This is a genomic window from Dongia sp. (assembly GCF_041910485.1).
Lineage (GTDB): Bacteria > Pseudomonadota > Alphaproteobacteria > Dongiales > Dongiaceae > Dongia.
Genome location: NZ_JAYRQR010000007.1, coordinates 89,284 through 111,476 on the forward strand (window position 1 = coordinate 89,284; position 22,193 = coordinate 111,476).

Below are 22,193 nucleotides of genomic sequence, written 5' to 3' on the forward strand. Positions count from 1 at the left end.
TGCCCTCTCAGCGGATCGGTTGATGGACGGTGACGAGCTTGACGCCGTCGGGAAAAGTCGCCTCGACCTGCACCTCGTGCAGCATCTCGGGGATGCCGGCCATCACCTGATCGCGGCCGAGCACCGTGGCGCCGTCGCGCATGAGGTCGGCCACCGACCGGCCGTCGCGGGCACCTTCGACGATATAGTCGGAGATCAGCGCAATGGCTTCCGGATAATTGAGCTTCACGCCCCGCTCCAGGCGCCGTCGCGCCACCATCGCGGCCATCGAGATGAGGAGCTTATCCTTCTCGCGTGGCGTCAATCGCATGTTCCAAGGTCCTCATTGATGCCAGAAGGTCGGCAGGTTGGCGGGCAGGCCGCGCCTTTCGCGCAAGCCCATCCAGATCGCGGCGAAACTGGGACGGATATCGGCAGCATCCGCCGCGAGCCAGCGCACGACCAGCAACTCGTTGACCAGAGTCGCTGCCGCCCGTAGCGGTACATTGAGCGTCGCAAGCTTGGCGCGCACGAAATCGAGCGCCGCCGCTAGATTGCTGCCGGCATGCACAAGCATGGCACTGGCGCGGGCACCGGCGAGGGCGGCGGGGTGATCGAGGGCGGCGGCGACATCTTCATCGGCGGCCTGAAAGGTATCGGCCCAGAGCAGCTTGCCATCGCGCGAGACCCGCCAACCGTCGCGCACCAGGCCGCCGCTCAACTTTTCGCCGCGCGCCTGACGGCCGAAGACGAGAATTTCGCCGGCGATGGCAGCACTGGTCGTTTCAAGGTGGAGCTCGGTGCGCCGGTTCAGCCGAGACCCACGGAACAGAATGGTCTCCTGCGGCAGCCATTCGAGCCAGCCGTCGGCGCCAACCTTCAGGGTCACATTGATGGCGGTGTCGGCGCCGGTTGAACGATAGATTTTTTCGGCCGCCTGCCCGATCGCCATCAAGCCGGCGCCCGGCCCGACATTGACCGAAAGATCCAGCCGGTCACCGCCAGTAAACCCGCCGCAGGTAGCGGTGATCGCCGAGACCGGCAACCCCATATCAGGGCAGTGCGGGAACAGCGCCCGCAGCGGCGCTCGCTGGTCGAGATGCGTAAGGCGCGTCTCCGCCGGCGACGCTCCGGCAAACCCGATATCGAGGCTGCCTTTCATCGCCCGACCTACCTCCTTCAAGCATGCGCCGACGACCCGCAAAGCCGCGCGGGAGATCCAGGTATCGCAAGAGCGGTGCCATTGGCGAATTCTATAGATTCGGGGCCTTCGGCGGCCTTCTGCGCGCCCGCTGCGCAAATTTTGAGCAGCCCCGCCCCTTCGACTGCCCAAAAATCTAGCGCCTTGGCGGGGCTACGCTCTCTCCTCTAAAATCTTTGCGAATGATGCCGGCACGGATCAGCCGCAAGAAACGGAGAAGCCACTTGGCCGCAACAAGCCGCGAGAATGACGCACTCATCATCATAGACCTGCAGAACGATTTTTGTCCCGGCGGCGCATTGGCAGTCTCCGGCGGAGACGAGATCGTGCCGCTGGTCAATCGGATGATTGCTGCGCATGACCATGTCGTCCTCACCCAGGATTGGCATCCGTCCGGGCATTCGAGTTTTGCCAGCAGCCACGCGGGCAAAGAGCCCTTCGGCAGCATCAACCTTGCCTATGGTTCACAGACCCTGTGGCCGGACCATTGCGTACAGGGGAGCCGTGGGGCCGAGTTTCATGCCGGCCTTGCCTGGACCAAGGCCGAACTGGTCATCCGCAAGGGCTTCCGCACAGGGATCGACAGCTACTCCGCCTTCTACGAAAACGATCGCACGACACCCACAGGGCTTGCCGGATATCTGCGGGAGAGAGGGTTGGACAGGCTGACCTTGGTTGGCCTTGCCACCGATTTCTGCGTGGCCTATTCCGCGCTCGACGCAAGGCGCCTGGGCTTCGAGGTGGTCGTGGAGCTGGATGCCTGCCGTGGCATCGATCTCGGCGGCTCATTGCAGGCAGCACTTGCCGACATGCGGGCGGCCGGCGTGAGTTTTGCCGCCTAAAGTCCAAAACGCTCCTTGATCACCGCAGCCGCCTCCGCCGCGCTGACATGCGACGTATCGATCTCCAAATCATAGCGGCGGCCTTTGTGGACGCGATCGAATTGCCACCGGGCGAGGCCGATCAAACGGTCACCGCGGGCCCGCTCCCTGGCTTCGATGATCTCAAGGGGTGCCATCACGCCGACCCAGTAGACTTGGTATGGGGCCAGCAAGCGGCGGTACTCGGCCGGCTCGTCCTCCAACATGACATCGTCGACAATGAGATCGTTGCCGCTCGCCGCCAAGGCCGCAATGGCATGGCGCATCCCGTCAAGCAACCGGGCGCCGACCGGACCCGTTTCAATCGACACGGAAAGCTGGCCATCAGACTCGCCGCTGATGAAGCGAAACCCGTCGGGATGGTCGAAATAGGCGGGCGGCAGCATTTCGCAAAAGACATCCATCGAGACGTTCAGGAAGGGCGTCGAGGCCATTTCCTGCAGGGCCCGGGCGATTGACGTCTTCCCGACGCTGCCAACGCCATTGAGGATCAAAATGCGCGCCGTCATGGTCTCACTTGTGGGGAAAATTCACTGAATGGCGCCGGCTGGCGGGAGAAGTGCAGCATTCTTCGGGGCATTCGACACTCGGCGCAACCCCGTTCTGCCCCCAACCTGCTGATCGAAGATACTTGACGCTGGGGTCGGTCGGCGGGAAAATCATTTGCATACAAATGAATTCGCCGGCCCCGAACCGGCTGTCTGGAGCCCTGGTCCCGATCCATGTTTTTGCAACCGGCATCATTGTCGGCAGCCATCGACCTGCTGGCGCAACAAGGCGGCAAGCTGCTGGCCGGCGGCACGGATTTCTTTCCGGCTCTCGGTCAGGGCGTCGAACCGCGCCCGATCATTGACATCTCGCAACTCCCGGAACTCGGTCGCATCGAAGTCGGGAAGGAGAGCATTCGGCTCGGCGCTGGCGTTACCTGGAGCGCTGTCGCCTCCGCCCTTCTGCCTCCCGGTTTTGACGGACTGAAAGCAGCGGCCCGTGAGATCGGCTCCATCCAGATCCAGAACAGGGGCACGATCGGCGGCAATCTCTGCAATGCTTCGCCGGCAGCAGACTCAGTTCCGCCGCTGCTCACACTCGATGCCGAAGTCGAGATCGCCTCGCCGCGTGGGTCGCGGACATTGCCGCTTGCCGATTTCATCCTTGGGAACCGGCGGACAGCCCTTGCGGCCGACGAGATCGTCACGGCTATTCTCGTTCCAGCCAACCGGGGCGACTTCACCAGCCATTTCGTCAAGCTGGGATCGCGTCGCTATCTGGTGATCTCGATCGTCATGATCGCCGTCGCCTTGTCGCGTGCCGCCGACGGGGCGATCGCGGAGGCGCGTGTGGCGGTCGGCTCTTGCTCCGCCGTTGCGCAAAGACTGCCGCTGCTCGAAGCCTCGCTCATCGGTTGCCGCTCAGTCAGCGACATTGCCAAGAACGTCCTGCCGCAACATCTCGGCACCCTGTCACCGATCGACGATGTCCGTGCCAGCGCGACCTATCGGCGTGACGCAGCAGCGACCTTGGTCCGGCGCGCCGTGCAGGATTGCTTCGTCAAGGCGAAAGGCTGAGGGGATGGAAGAAAAGGCCGCCATCCCCTTCACGCTCAACGGCCGCAAGATCGCCGTCGCGGTGGCGGCCGAGCGCCGCCTCAGCAATGTGCTGCGGGACGATCTCGGTCTTTTCGGTACCAAGGTGGGATGCGACGCCGGCGATTGCGGCGCCTGTTCGGTGCTGGTCGACGGGGCACCGGTCTGCGCCTGCCTTGTCGCTGTCGGCCAGGTCGCTGGGCACGAGGTCGCAACCATTGAAGGACTTTCCGAACGGCCGCAGGTGAGCCGGCTGCAACAATCCTTCCTGCGGCACGGCGCTGCGCAATGCGGCATCTGCACGCCCGGCATGCTGGTCGCGGCAAGCGCCCTGCTTGAGAAGAACCCGAAGCCCACCGAGACCGAGGTAAAGGATGCGCTGGGCGGCGTCCTTTGCCGTTGCACCGGATATCGCAAAATCATCGCCGCCGTGCTCGATGCCGGCACTGTGTCACCGGCGCGGGACTTGCCCGGCGCGGGTGCTGCGGTCGGCGCCCGCATCGACCGGCTCGATGGCGCGCGCAAGATAAACGGCACCGATCAATTCGGCGCCGACGGGCATGAAAGCGGCGCCCTGCTCCTCCGCGCCATTCGCGCCCCCTACCATCATGCTCGCTTCGATTTCGGCGATCTTGCCGCCTATCAGCGTTTGCATCCGGGTATCCGGCGCATCTTCACGGCGGCCGATGCGCCGGGCGTCAATTGCTACGGCGTCATCCCGCCTTTTGCCGACCAGCCGGTCTTTGCCGTCAGCGAGACCCGATTCAAGGGCGAGGCGGTGGCGGCAATTGTGGGTGAAGCAAAGGTCATTGAAGCCCTCGATCTCAGCCGCTTCCCCGTCACCTGGCATGAACTCCCCTCGGTCCTCGACCTCGACCGCGCGCTCGACCCGGCGGCACCGCAATTGCACAGCGGTCGCGCCGGCAATCTGCTGGTCAAGGGCTGGGTCAAGCGCGGGGATGTCGACGGTGCCCTCGCCCATGCTGACGCGATCGTCGAAGGCACCTTCGAGACCGGCTTCGTTGAACATGCCTATATCGAACCCGAAGCCGGCATCGCGCGACGCATCGGCGACCGGATCGAAATCCAGGCCTGCACCCAATCGCCCTATATGGACCGCGACGATGTGGCCAAGATCCTGGGGCTGTCTCCGGATGCCGTCCGGATCATTCCGACCGCCGTGGGCGGTGGCTTCGGCTCCAAACTCGATCTCTCGGTCCAGCCCTTCATCGCGGTCGCCGCCTGGCATCTCAACGAACCGGTGCGCATGGTCTATACGCGCAGCGAATCGATCGCCACCACGACCAAACGGCACCCCGGCCGCATGCACGTCCGCGTGGGCGTGGGCAAAGATGGCCGGCTAGTCGGCCTCGATTTCGCCGGCGATTTCAATACCGGCGCCTACGCTTCCTGGGGCCCGACCGTTGCGAACCGCGTGCCGGTCCATGCCTCCGGTCCCTATTATGTGCCGAACTACCGGGCGGCGACCCGGGCCATTCATACGCATGCCGTGCCGGCCGGTGCCTTTCGCGGCTTCGGCGTGCCGCAGGCGGCAATCGCGCAGGAGCAGCTTTACGACCAACTGGCCGAGAAGCTTGGGCTCGACAAGCTCGACTTCCGCCTGCTGAATGCGCTGGGTCCCGATCAGCCGACCGTGACCGGGCAGGTGCTCGGTGCCGGCACCGGCATCCGCGCTTGCTTTGCAGCCCTCAAACCGCATTGGACGCGCGCACGGGCAGACGCCGCGGCGGCCAATGCGACACCTTCCGTCATCCGCCGCGGAGTCGGAATCGCCGGCATGTGGTATGGCTGCGGCAACACCTCGCTCCCCAACCCCTCGACCATCCGCCTCGGCCTCAAGCCCGACGGGCGCTTGAGCCTCCACCAGGGTGCCGTCGATATCGGGCAAGGGTCCAACACCGTCATCACACAGCTCTGCGCCGATGCGCTCGGCGCACCCATCGCGCGTTTCGATCTCATCTCGGCCGATACCGATGTGACGCCGGATTGCGGCAAGACCTCCGCCTCGCGCCAGACCTTCGTGACGGGCAAGGCCGCGACATTGGCCGGTGCCGCGCTGCGCCGCCAGATCCTGCGCCTCGCCAATGCGGGCGAGGATGCGAAACTCGTCTTTGAAGGAACCCGCCTCCTCGTTGAGGATCGCGGCATCGCGCATCCGATCGATCTGGCGGGGCTACCCATCGACGCGCGCGGCTATGTGCTCGCCGCCGAGGAGACCTTCGACCCACCGACCAGCCCGCTCGATGCCGACGGCCAGGGCAACCCTTACGCCGTCTATGGCTTCGGTGCGCATCTGGTCGAGCTTGCCGTCGATACCGAGCTCGGCGCGGTCGAACTCATCAAAATCACGGCCGCCCATGACGTCGGCCGCGCCGTCAACCCGACGCTGATCGAAGGCCAGATTGAAGGCGGCATCGCGCAAGGGATCGGCCTTGCGCTGATGGAGGAGTTCCATCCGGGCAAGGGCGAGAATTTGCACGATTACCTCATCCCCACGATCGGCGACGTGCCGCCGGTGGAATCGATCCTGATCGAAGACCAAAGCCCGGTCGGCCCCTTCGGCGCCAAAGGGATCGGCGAGCAAGCCCTGATCCCCACGGCGCCTGCCATCCTCAACGCCATTGCCGATGCGACCGGCGTGCGCCTCGCCCGTGTGCCGGCAACACCCGACCGCATCCGCGCCGCAATCAAGGAGGCCGCGCGATGAGCGAAACCCGACAAGCGGCGGCCGTCGACGTCGCCGTCGGCCCGAAGGTGGTCGATGGCAAGATCCGCTGCGATGCCTGCCCGGTCCTCTGCTACATCCGCGACGGCGCCAGCGGCGCCTGCGACCGCTACGCCAACAAGGGCGGCGAGCTCATCCGGGTCGATCCGCACATCCTGCTAGATCATGCCGTGGCCGATGGCCAGGCCTTGGTGCCGTTTGGCGCCGGGTCGCAAGCGTGGGACGGCGACGTGCTCCATGCCGGCAATACCTTCGTGACCGCGATTGGCGCCGGCACGACTTACCCTGACTATAAGCCCGCCCCCTTCATCGTCGCGTCGGCCATCGATGGCGTCGACATGGTGACGGTGGTGACGGAAGGCATCTTCAGCTATTGCGGCGTGAAGATCAAAATCGATACCGACCGGTTCCTGGGGCCGGAACAGGCGGCCGTGCGTGCCGATGGCGAGGCCGTCGGCCACGTCACGACCGGCGAGTATGGGTCGCAGATGCTGTCGCTGGGCGGCGTCCATCATCTGACCGGCGGATCGAAGAAGGAAGGCCGAGTCACCTGCGACACGCTTCTTGCCCTCTGCAACCGGCAGGCGGTCGAACTCACCATCGACGGCGGCGCCACAATCATCGTCGAGGCCGGCAAGGCACCCATCGTCAATGGCGTTCAGGAAGAGCGCATGCGGGTGGGTTGCGGCTCGGCCACCATCGGCATGTTCGCCAAGCAATGGGAAGGCAAGGTCGATGAGGTGGTCGTGGTCGACGATCACATCACCGGCGTGCTCTCGGAGCATCAGGCCGGCAAGCTGCTCGGCATTCCCGACACGGGCATCAAGATGCGCGGCCGCCGCTCGACGCCGGGCCGCTATTTCCAGGTGGCCGAACCCGGCACCGGTTGGGGCGGGACCGATATTTCCGATCCGCTCGCCATCCTGCAGCCATTCGACCCCAAGGTGGCACGCCCCGGTCTTACCATGCTGATGGTGAGCACGACCGGCGAGCATGCCGCCTATTACGTCCTCGACGATCACCTGCAGCCGATCGAGCATGATCTGCCGCAGCCGCTCAAGGATTCCGTCGCGCGCATCAAGGAGAATTGCGAACCGGCCCTCTCGACTGTTCTCTTCATGGGCGGTGCCGGTGGATCTTTGCGCGCCGGCGTCACGGAAAACCCCGTGCGCCTCACCCAGTCGGTGAAGCAGGCCCTCACCCATGTCACGTGCGGCGGCGCCCCGGCCTATGTCTGGCCCGGTGGCGGCATCACGCTGATGGTCGACGTGACGCTGCTGCCGCAGAATGCCTTTGGCTACGTGCCGACGCCGGCCCTGGTGGCGCCGATCGAATTCACGCTGCGGCTCGAGGATTACGCCAACCTCGGCGGGCATATGGATCATGTGCGCCGCCTCGGCGATCTCGGCACCGACGGGCAAGCACGCCAGAAGGTCGGCCGCCATGCCGAGGTGCCCTGGCCGCTCACCTTCCACGGCCGCACGGGCAGGCCCACATGAGCAAGCGTCAGCAGGCGGGCTTCCTGCCCGATGGCCGCCGCCTGCATCTGCAGGATGGGCCGATCGACCTTATTCTGCAGGCGGACGGGACTGCCGGCGCGATCAAGGCCGCCTACGATGCCGCCTGCGAGCGCTTCACGACCCTGCTTGACGAGCTTTGCGCCGAACTGCCGCTTCTCCGCGCGCAGCTTGCACCGGGAAGCACGCTGCCCGCTGGAACCGTTGCCCGGCGCATGGTCGAGGCGGCCCGGCCCTATGCGGACAAGCATTTCATAACACCGATGGTCGCCGTGGCGGGCGCCGGGGCCGAGGCGATCCTCAAGGCAATGACCGGCGCCGCCGATCTCGCCCGTGCCTATGTCAACAATGGCGGCGACATCGCCCTTCACCTGGGCCCCGGCACGCGCTTCGAAATCGGCATGGTCGACCGCCCGGACCAACCGCGCCTTTTCGGCAAGCTGGCACTTGGCCCTGCGGATGGTGTCGGCGGCATTGCCACCAGCGGCCGCCACGGCCGCAGCTTCTCGCTCGGCATCGCCGATGCGGTCACGGTCCTGGCCGCCGATGCGCCGATGGCCGATGCCGCGGCGACGATGATCGCCAACGCGGTCGATCTTCCCAACCATCCCGGCATTCTGCGCGTCCCGGCGGACTCGCTGCAGCCGGACAGCGATCTCGGCCCCCGTCTCGTCACGCGCTCGGTTGCTGCCCTGCGCAAGGCGGAGATCGACCGCGCCCTCGCCCGCGGCGAACGTTTCGCCCGCGAGCTCCTCCAACAGAACCTTATCGTCGCCGCAGCCCTGCATCTTTCCGGCGCGACGCGATTGGTCCATGCTGCCCCCGGATTGATGACGACCATCAAGCAAGCCAAGGATATCGAAACCCATGCCGCAAGTTGAGATCCGCAAGCGCCTCATCTCGGTCGAGGAGATTTTCCACGAAGGCGGTCCGCGCGCCACCTCGCCTTTGAAGCGCGTCTCGGCCATCGCCGTCATCCGCAATCCCTTCGCCGGAAAATATGTCGAGGACATCGCCGGCTTCATGGATGATTTGAAACCGCTGGGCCTGGCTATGGCGCGCGACATGCTGGCGGCACTCGGTGGTGACCCCAAGATCGTCGAAGGCTATGGCAAGGGCGCCATCGCCGGCGCCAATGGCGAAGCAGAGCATGCCGCGCTCTGGCATGTGCCTGGCGGTTATGCGATGCGCGAGATCCTGGGCGACACCAAAGCCATCGTGCCATCGACCAAGAAGGTGGGTGGACCGGGCACGCGTCTCGACGTGCCGGTGACGCATATCAACGCTTCCTATGTGCGCAGTCATTTCGATGCGGTGGAAGTGGGCCTCAACGACGCGCCGCGCGCCGACGAGTTGCTGCTGGCCCTGGTGATGACCACCGGGCCCCGCATCCATGCGCGCGTGGGCGGGCTCAAGGCCAGCGAAATCAAGGGAGAGGATGGATTGCGATGAAAGCCGAGATCCGAAAGATCGTCACCTTCGTCGAGGAGACCCATCGCGAGATGGACAAGGGCATCAATCCGCCCACCCGCCGCGCGGCGGCTGTGGCCGTCATCGCCAATCCCTTTGCCGGCAAATATGTCGATGATCTGACGCCGCTCATGGATATCGGTGAGGAACTGGGCGCCTTGCTCGCCGCAAAGGCGGTGGCGGCACTCGGCATCGACGGCGCCAAGGCCGAAAGTTATGGCAAGGCTGCGGCGGTGGGCGAAAATGGCGAGCTGGAACATGCCGCCGCCATCCTGCACCCGAAGATGGGAACACCGGTCAGGAAAGTGCTGGAGAAAGGCGCGGCTCTCATCCCCTCCTCCAAGAAGCGGGGTGGCCTGGGTTGCGTGCTCGATGTGCCGCTCGGGCACAAGGACGCGGCCTATGTGCGCAGCCATTTCGACGGCATGGAGGTGCAGATCAACGACGCGCCGCGCGCCAACGAGATCATGGTGGCCGTCGCCGTGACCGACAGCGGCCGGCCATTGCCGCGCGTCGGCGGTCTCACCAAGGATCAGATCAAGGGCGAGGACGGGTTGCGCTGATGGCCAGTTCGCCGCGCGAGAAATCGGCCGATGCCGGCAGTGCCTATGCGCTCGATGAACAGATCGGATTCATCCTGCGCAAGGTCAGCCAGCGCCATACGTCGATCTTTGCGGCGGCCTTCGGCAACGATCTGACGCCACCGCAATGGGCGGTGCTCGCCAAGCTCCACGAAAGCGGCCCGACCTCGCAGAACCAGCTGGGCCGCCTGGTGGCGCTCGACGCCGCCACCAACAAGGGCGTCGTCGACCGCCTGGCGACGCGCGGCCTCACCGAAACCAGCCCCGACCCCGCCGACGCCCGTCGCGTCCTTGTCGCCCTGACCGATGCGGGCCGCAAGGAAGTCGAACGCGGCTTTCCCATTGCCGCCGCCATCACGGAAGAAACCCTGGCCCCGCTAGATGCCACCCAACGCGCACAACTGATCGCGCTGCTGAAGGCGTTGAGCTAGAAAGCCAAATTTGGGCAAAACTAACTGTAAAGCAAGAAAGCGATCAAACAGCACTCTGATCTACTAGCAGGCTCTTTGGTGCCAAAATTACGCCATAATGGCGCAAAGTAACTTGGTCAACTTCACTCATACAAAGCTTTAGATACCCTGATTCAGCGGTGTGTTCGCGGTTTTCTTTGGCGCTGTTTGGCCGCATTGTCTATGGCCTCGCATACTATTTTTGTTAGCTCGCTAGGCCATCCTCTGTTTAGCGGAGGCAACTCGCCGAATTCTCTGAGGTATTTTTCCAGAAGCTTCGCCTCAAGATTCATCCCGTCCTGTCCCTTGTGGATTTCGATTCTAATCTCCTTACTCGGAACGCTTGGCTGTGGGCGGTGCGTGGAGCTGCGCAAGCTCGCGGGTGCATGCAATACCTGAAACCATCCGGGATATTTATTCGGTGTTTGGAAGTCTTGGCCCCTAACTTTCAGTCGCGCAGCTATCCCATCCTTACTCTTCCCACTCCCGCCGATATATAAAACTCCATCTGCATCAGTACCCATCAGACGCCTTATTTTTCGTGCTTTTTTGCCCCGCGCGTTATACCAGCAGATTCTGTACGCGCCAGATATCACCTCCTTCTTCTTTAGCTCCCGGAAGTGTTTATGCAGCTCGTCAAGAGAATAGGTTTTTTTCGTCTTTGACATTGTCCATCCATTTTTCCACCTGCGCTGGACGCGAGACCCGAGTTTCAACAAGCAGTCTAGTGGCGATGGTCAGTCTAATTCTGCGCCATAATGGCGCAGAATTAGACTGACAAAAGGAAGCGAGATGAACTCTGGAGCTTTGTTAAGAACTAAGTTCTAACAGCAATTTGTCACCCATTTCTTCTACAGTATTGAAATCAGCGATTAGCTGAATGTGAAAGGGTACCCATTTGTTGCCACTACGCACTGAATGACGCATCAGGGGCATGAACCTTACTAGCTCTTGCTGTTGGTTCGACAGGCGCTCCAGTTCGACTACATCTCCGTGGATAGCGGCTTCTGTAATTTTTCGCTCAAACTCCTGATAGGCAGCAACCTTGTCGTGTGGGATTGCATGAGGCGGAATATACAATGGTATCTTGTGTGCTAGTGCATCGCGAAAATCTGTAAGGTACTCTAGCCAGCTGTCGCGAGTTGCAATGAATGTCTGAAACTCGTCGCTCATGCTGCGCCGAACATGAGTATTGTGGGCACGGAACCCTATCTCTTTGTCGGTGATTTGGTCGCCTCTGCGATTTAATGGTCGCCCCTTTTCACTCACCCACACCCAAGCGAGATTGTCGATTGCACCAAAAGCATTCATTATGAATGCTTGAAGATTGATCATTGCATCGTAGCGTTGCTCTTGAACTGGCTCACCGATGTGTGCTGGCGGCAATATTCGATATACATTCTCGATGCAACGCGAGAGCGTCATCATTCGCCGAGCAAAGCCGTGCTTACCAAAATCGGCCGCTAACTCATTGGCATATCGATGAGACGTGTAAGCCTCGACTAGCTTTCCACGTTTATCAATTACCTCACCGTACGCCACAGCCAGTTTGGCTATTTGCTCTTCCGAATAAGCCATCAGATTGCTCTAGCGTCTCCAGATATTTCCTACCCCAACTTCCCCTTCACCAAATCTGGAATCTTCGTCGCCGGTGGCGTGTTGCGGCTTCTTTGGATGCGGGGGATGCCGTCGATCACCACCATGCCGACGCCGGGCAGGTCGCCGAGGCGCACCGATTCCAGCAGGTCCTTCCCCGCCGAATGCTGCGCCTTGTCGAGGAAGACGAAGTCCGCGGCCATCCCCTTTTCGATGAGGCCGGTATCCAGCTTGCGCATACGCGTCGTGTTGCCGGTCGCGAAGCAGAAGGCGATCTCGGCCGGCACGTCGCCGAGCGACGACAGCATCGAGACCATGCGCAGGATGCCGAGCGGCTGCACGCCGGAACCTGCCGGCGCATCGGTGCCCAGGATCACGCGCTCCAGCTGGTTCATCTCGCGCGCCGTGCGCAGTGTGAAGAGGGCGGCGCGTTCATTGCCGTTATGGACGATTTCCAGCCCGCGCTTGCAGCCCTCGCAGATGCAGCGGATCTGGCTGTCCGGCAGGGCCGTATGTCCGCCATTGATGTGGCCGACCACGTCGGCGTCGACTTCGAGCACGACATCCTTGTCGATGAGGCCGGAACCGGGGATGGAAGGACCACCTGTATGGATGGTTGATTGGATACCGTATTTGCGGGCCCAACTTGCCATCTTGTGCGCCGTCGGCCCATCCTTCACACCACCCAGGCCAATCTCGCCGAGAAGCTTCACGCCAGCTTCGGCGAGGTCCTTGAAATCCTGCTCCGTCATGCCGGGCTCGATCACCGGCGCGCCGCCATGCAGCTTCACCCCGCCGGGGCGGAAGGCCGCATAGGCCCGCTGGTGGAAGATCGCCATCGCCTTGAGGCCAACGATATCCTTGGGCCGGCCCGGCATATGCACTTCACCCGCCGAGATCATGGTGGTGACACCGCCATGCAGCGATGAATCGATCCAGCCGATCTGGTTCTGCCGGGGCGTCCAGTCGCCGGCGACCGGGTGCACATGGCTGTCGATGAGACCCGGCGCCAGTGCCACACCTTGCGCGTCGATGACCGTGTCGGCGCCCTCGAGATCCAGATCCTTGGCGTTTCCGATGGCGCTGATCTTGCCGTTCTCGACCAGGACCGCATCACCGGAAAGGATCGGGTTCTTGAGGTCGCCGCTCAGGATCAGACCGATATTGCGGATCGCGAGCCGCGCTGGGCCGGCGGCCCCGGCAGGTGCGTCATGCGCCATGTTCGTTTCCCTCAAGTCTTTTGAATTAAACAGATATCCGGCCGAGCCATCATAGGACGGCGACGCGATCAAAGTCACGTGAAAGGGCAGTGGATCGGCTTTGACGCGCCTGCCTTTTTCGATATATACGGATGAACACAACGACTCCAATGCAACGATCTTTTCGGGGAGCCATCCATGATCGCCTTGCTGACCCGCCGCTCGCTCATCGCCGCGGCCCTTGCCCTCTCGACCATTGTCGCTGCACCCTTCGCGGCCCATGCCGATGACAAGATCATCGTCTTCGCCGCGGCAAGCCTCAAAGGCCCGCTCGACGATGCCGCCGCTGCCTTCAAAGCGGCCAAGGGCGGCGATATCGCCATCTCCTATGCCGGCAGCTCGGCGCTGGCCAAGCAGATCGAGGGTGGCGCTCCGGCCGATCTCTTCATTTCGGCCGATCTCGACTGGATGGACCATGTCGAGAAGGCAAAGCAGGTGAAAGACGGCACGCGCAGCAACTGGCTCGGCAATACGCTGGTCCTGGTCGGCCCGGCCGACAGCGCGGCAAGCCTCAAGATCGCGCCGGGCTTCGATCTCGCCGGTGCGCTTGGCGACGGCAAGCTCGCCATGGCCGACGTGAAGGCCGTGCCGGCCGGCAAGTACGGCAAGGCCTCGCTTGAAAAGCTGGGTGTGTGGGCAGCCGTCGAACCGAAGGTCGCCCAAGCCGAGAACGTCCGCGCAGCCCTGGCACTGGTCGCAGCCGGCGAAGCGCCGTTCGGCATCGTCTACCAGACGGACGCCACGGCCGAACCCAAGGTGAAGGTGATCGACACTTTCCCGGAGGACTCGCACAAGCCGATCATCTATCCTATCGCCCAGTTGACCGGATCGAAGGCGCCGCTCGCCGCTGACTTCCTTGCCTATCTGAAGTCGCCGGAAGCAACCGCCCTCTTCGAGAAGGCCGGTTTCAAAATCCTGAAGTAGGTTTCGTGCTGTCGCTGACCCCGGAAGAACTCGTTGCGATCCATCTCAGCCTGAAGATCGCCCTAGTGGCCACGGCGGCATCGTTGCCGCCGGGCCTGCTGGTGGCTTGGGCTTTGGCGCGGCGGGACTTCTGGGGGAAGACATTGGTGAACGGCCTCGTTCATCTGCCGCTCATCCTGCCGCCGGTCGTGACCGGCTATCTCCTTCTTCTGCTGATGGGCCGCAAGGGGCCGATCGGCTCGATCCTCGATCAATGGTTCGGGATCGTCTTCGCCTTTCGCTGGACCGGTGCGGCGCTCGCCGCCGGCATCATGGGCTTCCCGCTCCTCGTGCGCGCCATCCGGCTGTCGATCGAACTCATCGACCGCCGGCTTGAAGAAGCGGCGACGACCCTCGGCGCTTCACCTTTTTGGGTCTTCCTGACCGTCACCGTGCCGCTAGCGCTGCCTGGCATCATCGCCGGCGCCATCCTTGCGTTCGGCAAGGCTTTGGGCGAGTTCGGCGCCACCATCACTTTCGTCTCGAACATACCGGGCGAAACACAGACCATCCCCACCGCCATCTACACCTACACCAATGTTCCGGGCGGTGAAGGTGCCGCCATGCGACTGGTTGTCATCTCCGTCGTCATTTCGATGGGCGCCCTGATCCTGTCGGAATTGCTCGCACGACGCATCGCCAGAAGGGTGGTGGGCGATGAGCGTTGAACTGAGCCTCCGTCACCGACAGGGCAGTTTTGAACTCGCCGCCGATTTTGCGACCGGCGCCGGCATCACCGCCCTCTTCGGTCGCTCCGGTTCCGGCAAGACCAGCCTCATCAACATGATCGCCGGTTTGACGCGGCCGGATTCGGGGCGGATCAGCGTCAACGGCCGCATCCTCTTCGACCGCGCAGCCGGTATCGATCTCCCCGCCCATCGCCGCCGGGTCGGCTATGTGTTCCAGGAGGCACGGCTTTTTCCGCATCTCACCGTGCGGCAAAATCTCGGCTATGCCGGCCTCTTTTCCAGGAAGCGCGATGGCGCCAGCTTCGATCAAGTCGTTCAGCTGCTCGGCATCGGCCACCTTCTGGCGCGCCGCCCCTTGCATCTTTCCGGCGGCGAGAAGCAGCGCGTCGCCATCGGTCGCGCGCTGCTCGCGGCGCCGGACATCCTCCTGATGGACGAGCCCTTGGCCTCGCTCGACGAGGACCGCAAGGGCGAAATCCTCCCCTATCTCGAACGCCTGCGCGACGAATCCTTGGTGCCGATCATCTACGTCACCCATTCGGTGCCGGAAATTGCGCGCCTTGCCACGTCGGTTGTTCTCATTGCCGACGGCAAGACCATCGCCAGCGGCACCGCCTCCGAGATTCTGGGGCGGCTCGACCTGCTCCCCTTCACCGCGCAGGATGAAAGTGGCGCCGGCGCCCTGGTCGAAGCCTCGATCGCCCGCCACGATGTTGCCGACCAGCTGACCGTCCTTACCTCACCGCTCGGCGAGTTGCGCATCCCGGCGCTGGGCGCTGCGGTCGGCACGCATCTGCGTCTGCAGATCAAGGCGCGCGATGTGATGCTGAGCCTCAGCCACCCCACCGATATCAGCGCCCTCAATATCGTACCCTGCCGCATCCAGGGTCTCAGCGAGGATGAGAGCGGCATGGTCAATGTCGATCTCGAACATGACGGCGCCCATTTCCTGGCGCGCGTCACGCCGAAATCGACGCGGCATCTGGCGCTGGAGCCGGGCAAGGAAATCTATGCCGTGATCAAATCGGTCGCCTTCGACCGCCGCCACATCGGCGCCTGGCGTTAAGACTTCACCTCGAATTCCGGATCGAGCGGGATCTGCATCGCCGTCACCAGATGGTTGGTCTGCGCGGCAAGGCCGATGATCGCCATCAGTTCGGCCTGCTGCTCATCCGTCATGCCCTTGGCGCGCGCCGCGGCCATATGCGAATGGACGCAATATGAGCAGGAATTGGCGGTCGAGACGGCGATATAGATCATCTCCTTGGTGAGCGGGTCGATTGAGCTCGGCTTCGCCATCACCGTCTTGATCTGCTCCCAAATGCGTTTCATCAGCTCCGGGCTGTTGCTAAGGCCGCGCCAGATATTGTTGATGAAGTCCGACTTCCGGGTGGCACGGATATCGTCGAAAACCGCCTTCACGGCCGGATTCTTCTCGGCTTCGGCGATGCTCGGCATTTTTACGGTGGCCATGTTGCGCTCCTTGCAAAATTCAGTGAACGGCCGCGTACATGATCCGCTCCTCCGTTGCGTCGGTCGGCGAGAATTCCTCGACGATGCGACCCTGGCGGCAGACCAGGATACGGTCGGACAGGTTCATGATTTCCGGCAGGTAGGATGAAATCACCACCACGGCCAGGCCCTGATCGGCCAGCCGGTTGATGAGTTGATGGATCTCGGCAATGGCGCCGACATCGACGCCGCGCGTCGGCTCGTCGAAGATGATGATGCGCGGTTGCTGGACCAGACCCTTGCCGATCACGACCTTCTGCTGGTTGCCGCCGGACAGCTCGACCACGCGCGCATTGTCGTTGATCGCCTTGATATTGAGCGTCCCGCGCCATTCTTCCGCCAGCGCATGCATCTCGCGCATCGAGACATAGGCGTTTTTCTCGCGTCCCGAGGCAAGGAGGCCGGAAAAGAGGTTCTCCGCGATCGACATCGTCTCGAAGAAGCCCTCGCTCTTTCTGTCTTCGGTGACGTAGACGATGCCGTCCTTGACCGCCTCGCGCGGCACGTAATAGCGCACGGGATTGCCGTCGAGATGCACCTCGCCGCCGCGCAGGAAGTTGCGCTTGTAGATGCCGGAGACGACCTTGAAAGTCTCGGTGCGGCCCGAGCCGATCAGGCCGAAAACGCCCGTGATCTGCCCTTCGAAGATCGAAAAGGAATTGTTGCGGACCACGGCGCCCATCGAAATATCCTCGACCGACAGGACCTTGTTGCCGGCCTTGCGCACCTTCGCTGCGTCCCGCGCCTTGCCATAGAGCTCATCGGACAAGGCCCGGCCCACCATAGCCCGGACGATCTTCTCGCGGTCGAAATTCTTGGCGTCATCCGTGATCACATGCTCGCCATCGCGCATGATGGTGATGCGGTCGGCATGCGCCAGCGCCTCCTCCAGCGCGTGACTGATGAAGACGATGGAGACGCCCCGGGCCTTAAGCCGTTGCATCAGCGCGAAGAAGTGGCGTTTCTCCTCGGGGGTCAGTGTCGCCGTCGGCTCGTCGAAGATGATTACTTCGGCATTGTGGTGAACGGCGCGCGCGATCTCGACCATCTGCCGCTTTGCGGCCCCCAGCGTCTCGACGACAGCGGTGGGATCGACCGGGAAGTTCAGCGACTGCAGGAACTGCTGGGCCGAAATATAGATGCCGCGCAAGCGGTTGAGGAACTTCTCCTCGCCGAGATAGAGGTTCTGCGCCACCGTCATCGAGGGGACCAGGCTCGTCTCCTGGAACACCATGGCGATGCCGTCCTGCAAGGCTTCGTGGGGCGAGGCGAACTTCACTGGCTTGCCGCGATAGAGCATTTCGCCGCTGGTGGCCTCGACGACCCCCGCCATAACCTTGGTGAGGGTCGATTTTCCGGCCCCGTTTTCGCCCAGAAGAGCGTGAATTTCCCCCCGAAAAAGCCCGAAATCAATGTTGCGAACCGCGGGTACGCCGCGATAGGCCTTGGTGATCTGTCGCATTTCGATGATCGGGTCCATCTCTCTACCCCTTCTGCGACATGGCGAGCAGCGCGTTGCCGCCCTTGGCGCCGACCCAGATGTAACCACCAAACTCGGCAACGCTGGTTACACCGTGGCGCGTGCCGTTGGCGCGGCTGTGATAGGAAGCCACGGGGCGGAAGTCGGCATCGAAGCGCGCCAGCAAGCCGTAGGAACGCGACGGCGCCCAGGGCTTGTGGACACCCATCGTCTTGATGCCGCCACATTGCAGCGGCTCGAGGAAACTCGCCCCCGACCCCAGTGCCGGCGCGATCCAATAGGGGCGCGGCACGCTGGCGATCATGTCGGCACGATAGGCATCCTCCTGCAGCACAAACTCGACCAGCCGGTTGCGCGGTGCAAAGAGGCACAGCCATGCCCCGCCCGCCTGCGCCGGAACGAGGCGCGCCGGATAGCCGGGCAGCTTTTCAACGAGCGGCCGTACGCCGGACGCGCCGATGCGCAGGAGCCGGTGCCGCCAGGCCTCGGCAACGATGACATCGGCGCCGGCAACGAGAAGGCCGCTGGGGAAAGCGAGGCCCCCGGCCAGCTTCTGCGCGGTGCCGGTCGCCAGGTCGAGGCGCCAGACCGAGCCGCTGGCGCCGCGCTGCATCAGATCGAGCTGCCAATCGCTTGGCCTGTTGGTGGACGAGCCATTGCAAAGGAAGAGCGAGCCCGGATCGCCGAAAGCGAGCGCCGTCAGAGAGCGCAGCTCGGCCGGCAGCGCGATCGCGCGCTGGTCGACGAGCAACTGGCCGTCATCGAGCGCCACGGCAAGATGCCCGCCGGGCGAGGAAGCCAAGGCACTGATCGCCGCCGGATAGCTCGCAACCAATTGCGCCGCCGGCTGGCCCGGCACCAGTTCGAGCAGATCGTTGCCGGAGGTGAAAAGAAGCCGCCCGCCATGCACGGTGAGATTGTCCGGCTGGGCAATCTCAAGCGCCGGATCGGCCTCCTCAAGCGCCGTGTTGGGACGAAAGGCACCGTCGAGTGGCGGGATCGTCACCGCCTTGCCGCGAAAGAGATCGAGGATGGGATCGAAGATCATTTCGCTCCTCCCCAATATGAGCGGATGCCGGTCCAGTTGGCATCGGCCTTCGGCAGTCGGAACCGGCCCACCCGGTTGTTGAGAATGCCGCCGACAAAAAGCGAGCCCTTATGTTCGCGCATCGACGTCACCATCGGGTGCGAAACGCCGGTGAGATCGCCCAATGTCTCGATGATCTGGCCGGTCTCGTCGAACTTGACGATGCCGCCCGTATTGATGTTGGGAAACAGCCATTCATCCTGCGGCAGACGCCGTGTCATGCGCTTGCGCATGGCGGGATGGCGCAGGGACAGATCGTAGCTCGGCGTCCGCATGCCGAGCCAGGCCATCCAATAGGTGCCGTCAGAGGCCCGGTTGATATTGTCGGGATAGCCCGGCATGTCCCTGATTACGCATTCGACCTGCCCCGCCTTCGGCCCGTCGAACCAATAGCGATGCACACGGCAGGCCCAGGATTCGGCGAAGAAGAGCGACTGCCCGTCATGGGCGATGCAGACGCCGTTGGCATAGAGGTAATTGTCGAGGAGCGTCGTCGTCTTCCCCGTCGCCGGATCGTAGCAAAGGAGGCGCCCCGTCGGCCGGCTTTCGATCGAATCCAGCGCCCAATCATGGGCATCGTAGCGCTTGGTGGAATCGGTGAAGAAGATCCGGCCATCGGGCGCCACGTCGCAGTCGTTCGGATCGCGCAGCCGCGCATCGTCGACGACCGAGGTCCAGCTGCGCCGCGTCTCGGCGGTGAGCTTGGTAACCACCCGATCGGGCGAAATGGAATAGAGGCCCATCGCACCGACGCAGGAAATGAGATTCCCGGCCTTGTCGAAGGCGAGCCCCAGCGGAAAGCCGCCTGTGTGGGCAAAGACTTCCGAGCGCTTATAGTCGGGCGCGAAGAAGCGCACGATCTCACCATGACGCGTGCCGCAATAAAGATTGTCTTCCTCGTCAAGGATGACGTCTTCGGGTCCTTCCAATTCGCCGAGGCCGATATAGTCGGTCTTGGCCAAACTGTTGTTGAGCGCATAGGGCGAGTCCGTGTTGGGCTCGGCCGACTGGGTATCGCCCATGCGGTGATAGATGGGCGCCACATAGACTTCGTTGAGTACCTTGTGCCGGTTCTTGAGCCAGCGAATATCGAGCGTCACGGCAACGGCGAGCATCAGGCCTAGCACCATCTGGTTGGTGCCGGTACCGAAGCCCAACCGAATAAGGCCGTTGGTCATGACGAGGACGATGACGGCGCCCATCAGCCCCTTGACGATCGAGCCGCGCCCACCGCCCAGACTGTTGCCGCCGACCACGGCGGCCGTCAGCGCCATGATTTCGAGATTGAGGCCGGTTCCGGGCCCAGCACCACTCAAGCGGCAGGCGAAGAGAAAGCCAGCGATGCCGCAGCAGATGCCGGATATGACATAGGTCATGAAGACGGTCTGGCGCACCTTGATGCCGGCATTGTGCGCCGACCGGCGCGACCCGCCCACCGCCAGCACATGCCAGCCGGGGCGCGAGCGCGTGAGCGCGATATGCGCAACGATGGCGATCACCGCTGCCACGATGACGCTGATGGCGATGCCGAAGACGGTGCCGTCGCCGATGAAATCCCAAAGGTCCGAGGTGACGTCGGAAAGCTGCACTTGAGAGGCGAAGCTCACCACCAGAATATCATAGACCGCGCGACCGATGATGAAGGTGACGAGGGTCGTCAGGAACGCGCGCAGGCGCACATAGCCGATCAGGAATCCGTTGACGGCGCCGAAGGCGATGCCGACGGAAACCGCGGCCAGCAGGGCGACCCACACCGGCAGATCGAATATGAAAAGCGCAGACACCGCCGCGAAGGCAGAAAGGGCGAAGATCGAACCCACGGACAGATCGATGCCGCCACCCAGCATGACGATGGTGAGGCCGGTGACGACGATCGAGAATTCGCCGAGTTGGCGCGTGGAATCGCTTAAGGAGGCCGGCTTGAAGAAGCCATTGATCGCGGTGCCGAAAGCCGCAACCGTCACGACCAAGGCCAGGAAGGGAATGGCACTGTCAGTCCAGCGTTTGGTCAGAATCTCGCCGATCAAATGATCGGGGATATAGTTGTAGCGCCAGCGCTGCAGCGTTTCCCGTAACGACATGAAGGTTCCTGAGTGATGAATGCGACAACGCGGCCGGCTCGGCATGCCGGCCGCGTTGTCTGTGCGTGACCGTTACTGCGCCGCGGCCTGCAGGGCTTTCAAGTCCCAGCAGGAAGTGGGCGTGAGGTCGGCCTTCGTCGTGGCCTTTTCCAGCGTGTAGATATAGGTCGACGCCGTGCCCGGCGCGACGCCGCTCTGCAGCAGGTATTTGATAATCGCGTTGATGTCGCGCGACTGGTTGTGGAGTTCGGTCATCACGACCGCGCTGAAGGTACCGTTCTCAAGCGCGTCGCAATCGACCTTCTCGCCACCGCCCGTGGTCACGAGCGCGATCTTGTCCTGCTTGCCGGCTTCGCGGATGGCAGCGGCCGTACCCGTCGCGTCGCCGTCCCAGAAGTCGATGATGGCGCAGAGATCCGGGAATTGCTGCAGCATCGTCGTGGTGACGTTGCGGGCTGTCGTTGCATCCCAGTTGGAGTCGGGTTTCGCCACGACCTTGAAATCCGGGTGCTTGTCCAGAACCTTCATGATGCCGGCATATTGATAGAGGCTCGACGCGTTGACCTGGTCGCCCTGGACGAGGCCGATCTGCTTCGATGAATTCTCACCGCAGGCCTTGATCGCCGCTTCGGCTTCAAGCTGGCCCAGACGGTCCCAGTCCGACCCGATGAAGGCATCGACCGGGTAGTTGACCGGGTTGTCGATGGCAACGACGTAGATGCCTTCCTTCTGCGCTTTTTTGAAGAGCTTGGCATAGGAGTTGAGGTCGGGCGAATGGACGACCAGCATCGCCGGCTTCGGCTCGGACGAAATCGCCTCGGTGATGGCCTGGGCGCCGGCTTCGATGCTCCAGTTCGGGTCGCGGGTTTCGAACACGCCGCCAAAGGCCTCGACTTCCTTCTTGAGATAGGCGGCCCAGCCTTGCGCCAGGTCGAAGCCCATCGCCATCGGGACCAGGATGACGCGCTTGTCCTTGAGCGCCGCCGCATAGGCAGCAGGGCCGGGATCTTCCTGCGCCAGGGCGACGCTGCTGAAGGAGACGGCCGCCAGGGCCGTCGCCGCGATGAAGGTCTTCGTCAGCTTGAACATGAGAGCACCTTTCCTGTCTGAACTTGCCGT

General features: G+C 63.1%; 22 protein-coding genes. 11 read left to right on the forward strand and 11 right to left on the reverse strand.

Annotated features, from left to right (window positions below; translation table 11 throughout):
- Positions 1-7 precede the first annotated feature (7 nt).
- Both ACE3PP_RS01890 and ACE3PP_RS01895 read right to left on the reverse strand, forming a co-directional pair.
- Positions 8-310: an urease subunit gamma gene (locus ACE3PP_RS01890; RefSeq protein ID WP_374377480.1), complete on the reverse strand. Its 303-nt coding sequence runs from the start codon at positions 308-310 to the stop codon at positions 8-10.
- Positions 311-322: 12 nt separating this feature from the next.
- A complete protein-coding gene (locus ACE3PP_RS01895; RefSeq protein WP_374377481.1) occupies positions 323-1,141 on the reverse strand; it encodes an urease accessory protein UreD in 819 nt (272 codons plus the stop codon).
- A gap of 263 nt (positions 1,142-1,404) precedes the next feature.
- Between ACE3PP_RS01895 and pncA the strand changes: the two genes are divergently transcribed.
- On the forward strand, positions 1,405-2,022 hold the full coding sequence (gene pncA / locus ACE3PP_RS01900) for a bifunctional nicotinamidase/pyrazinamidase (protein WP_374377482.1): 618 nt from the start codon (positions 1,405-1,407) through the stop codon (positions 2,020-2,022).
- Here the strand turns inward: pncA and ACE3PP_RS01905 are convergent.
- A complete protein-coding gene (locus ACE3PP_RS01905; protein ID WP_374377483.1) occupies positions 2,019-2,570 on the reverse strand; it encodes a chloramphenicol phosphotransferase CPT family protein in 552 nt (183 codons plus the stop codon). The two genes, pncA and ACE3PP_RS01905, sit on opposite strands and share 4 nt — an antisense overlap.
- A gap of 213 nt (positions 2,571-2,783) precedes the next feature.
- Here ACE3PP_RS01905 and ACE3PP_RS01910 point away from each other — a divergent pair, with 213 nt between their 5' ends.
- The 7 genes from ACE3PP_RS01910 to ACE3PP_RS01940 are packed head-to-tail and all read left to right on the forward strand — an operon-like array spanning position 2,784 to position 10,389.
- On the forward strand, positions 2,784-3,626 hold the full coding sequence (locus ACE3PP_RS01910; protein ID WP_374377484.1) for a xanthine dehydrogenase family protein subunit M: 843 nt from the start codon (positions 2,784-2,786) through the stop codon (positions 3,624-3,626).
- 4 nt (positions 3,627-3,630) lie between these two features.
- The gene (locus tag ACE3PP_RS01915) at positions 3,631-6,372 is read left to right on the forward strand and encodes a molybdopterin-dependent oxidoreductase (protein ID WP_374377485.1); all 2,742 of its coding nucleotides are present in this window, start codon (positions 3,631-3,633) and stop codon (positions 6,370-6,372) included.
- Entirely contained in the window at positions 6,369-7,889 is a 1,521-nt protein-coding gene (locus tag ACE3PP_RS01920) for a 6-hydroxynicotinate reductase (RefSeq protein WP_374377486.1), read from the forward strand. The genes ACE3PP_RS01915 and ACE3PP_RS01920 overlap by 4 nt, the downstream gene beginning before the upstream one ends.
- Complete coding sequence (locus ACE3PP_RS01925; RefSeq protein WP_374377487.1) at positions 7,886-8,788, forward strand: UPF0280 family protein; 903 nt, start codon at positions 7,886-7,888, stop codon at positions 8,786-8,788. The genes ACE3PP_RS01920 and ACE3PP_RS01925 overlap by 4 nt, the downstream gene beginning before the upstream one ends.
- Positions 8,775-9,359 (forward strand): amino acid synthesis family protein, encoded by a 585-nt coding sequence (locus ACE3PP_RS01930; RefSeq protein ID WP_374377488.1) that lies wholly within the window; start codon positions 8,775-8,777, stop codon positions 9,357-9,359. The genes ACE3PP_RS01925 and ACE3PP_RS01930 overlap by 14 nt, the downstream gene beginning before the upstream one ends.
- Entirely contained in the window at positions 9,356-9,940 is a 585-nt protein-coding gene (locus ACE3PP_RS01935) for an amino acid synthesis family protein (RefSeq protein ID WP_374377489.1), read from the forward strand. The genes ACE3PP_RS01930 and ACE3PP_RS01935 overlap by 4 nt, the downstream gene beginning before the upstream one ends.
- Entirely contained in the window at positions 9,940-10,389 is a 450-nt protein-coding gene (locus ACE3PP_RS01940) for a MarR family winged helix-turn-helix transcriptional regulator (protein ID WP_374377490.1), read from the forward strand. The genes ACE3PP_RS01935 and ACE3PP_RS01940 overlap by 1 nt, the downstream gene beginning before the upstream one ends.
- A 152-nt stretch (positions 10,390-10,541) precedes the next feature.
- Here ACE3PP_RS01940 and ACE3PP_RS01945 read toward each other — a convergent pair whose 3' ends face one another.
- From ACE3PP_RS01945 to ACE3PP_RS01955, 3 genes are all read right to left on the reverse strand, one after another.
- On the reverse strand, positions 10,542-11,075 hold the full coding sequence (locus ACE3PP_RS01945; RefSeq protein WP_374377491.1) for a hypothetical protein: 534 nt from the start codon (positions 11,073-11,075) through the stop codon (positions 10,542-10,544).
- 142 nt (positions 11,076-11,217) lie between these two features.
- On the reverse strand, positions 11,218-11,985 hold the full coding sequence (locus tag ACE3PP_RS01950; protein WP_374377492.1) for a hypothetical protein: 768 nt from the start codon (positions 11,983-11,985) through the stop codon (positions 11,218-11,220).
- A gap of 29 nt (positions 11,986-12,014) precedes the next feature.
- Positions 12,015-13,223 (reverse strand): Enamidase, encoded by a 1,209-nt coding sequence (locus tag ACE3PP_RS01955; protein ID WP_374377493.1) that lies wholly within the window; start codon positions 13,221-13,223, stop codon positions 12,015-12,017.
- Positions 13,224-13,400: 177 nt separating this feature from the next.
- Here ACE3PP_RS01955 and modA point away from each other — a divergent pair, with 177 nt between their 5' ends.
- From modA to modC, 3 genes are read left to right on the forward strand one after another with little or no spacing between them, the layout of a single operon-like run.
- Positions 13,401-14,186, forward strand: a complete 786-nt coding sequence (gene modA, locus ACE3PP_RS01960; protein WP_374377494.1) for a molybdate ABC transporter substrate-binding protein — start codon at positions 13,401-13,403, stop codon at positions 14,184-14,186.
- A gap of 5 nt (positions 14,187-14,191) precedes the next feature.
- The gene (gene modB / locus ACE3PP_RS01965) at positions 14,192-14,893 is read left to right on the forward strand and encodes a molybdate ABC transporter permease subunit (protein WP_374377495.1); all 702 of its coding nucleotides are present in this window, start codon (positions 14,192-14,194) and stop codon (positions 14,891-14,893) included.
- Positions 14,883-15,980, forward strand: coding sequence for a molybdenum ABC transporter ATP-binding protein (gene modC / locus ACE3PP_RS01970; protein ID WP_374377496.1), 1,098 nt, complete (start codon positions 14,883-14,885; stop codon positions 15,978-15,980). The genes modB and modC overlap by 11 nt, the downstream gene beginning before the upstream one ends.
- On the opposite strand, the gene ACE3PP_RS01975 is transcribed toward modC, so the two are convergent.
- From ACE3PP_RS01975 to ACE3PP_RS01995, 5 genes are all read right to left on the reverse strand, one after another.
- On the reverse strand, positions 15,977-16,387 hold the full coding sequence (locus ACE3PP_RS01975; protein ID WP_374377497.1) for a carboxymuconolactone decarboxylase family protein: 411 nt from the start codon (positions 16,385-16,387) through the stop codon (positions 15,977-15,979). The two genes, modC and ACE3PP_RS01975, sit on opposite strands and share 4 nt — an antisense overlap.
- Before the next feature lie 19 nt (positions 16,388-16,406).
- A complete protein-coding gene (locus ACE3PP_RS01980) occupies positions 16,407-17,906 on the reverse strand; it encodes a sugar ABC transporter ATP-binding protein (protein ID WP_374377498.1) in 1,500 nt (499 codons plus the stop codon).
- 4 nt (positions 17,907-17,910) lie between these two features.
- Positions 17,911-18,954, reverse strand: a complete 1,044-nt coding sequence (locus ACE3PP_RS01985; protein WP_374377499.1) for a hypothetical protein — start codon at positions 18,952-18,954, stop codon at positions 17,911-17,913.
- Entirely contained in the window at positions 18,951-21,074 is a 2,124-nt protein-coding gene (locus ACE3PP_RS01990; RefSeq protein ID WP_374377500.1) for an ABC transporter permease, read from the reverse strand. Before ACE3PP_RS01990 ends, ACE3PP_RS01985 begins: the two co-directional genes overlap by 4 nt.
- 72 nt (positions 21,075-21,146) lie before the next feature.
- Positions 21,147-22,163, reverse strand: coding sequence for a sugar ABC transporter substrate-binding protein (locus tag ACE3PP_RS01995; protein ID WP_374377501.1), 1,017 nt, complete (start codon positions 22,161-22,163; stop codon positions 21,147-21,149).
- Between the last annotated feature and the right edge of the window lie 30 nt (positions 22,164-22,193).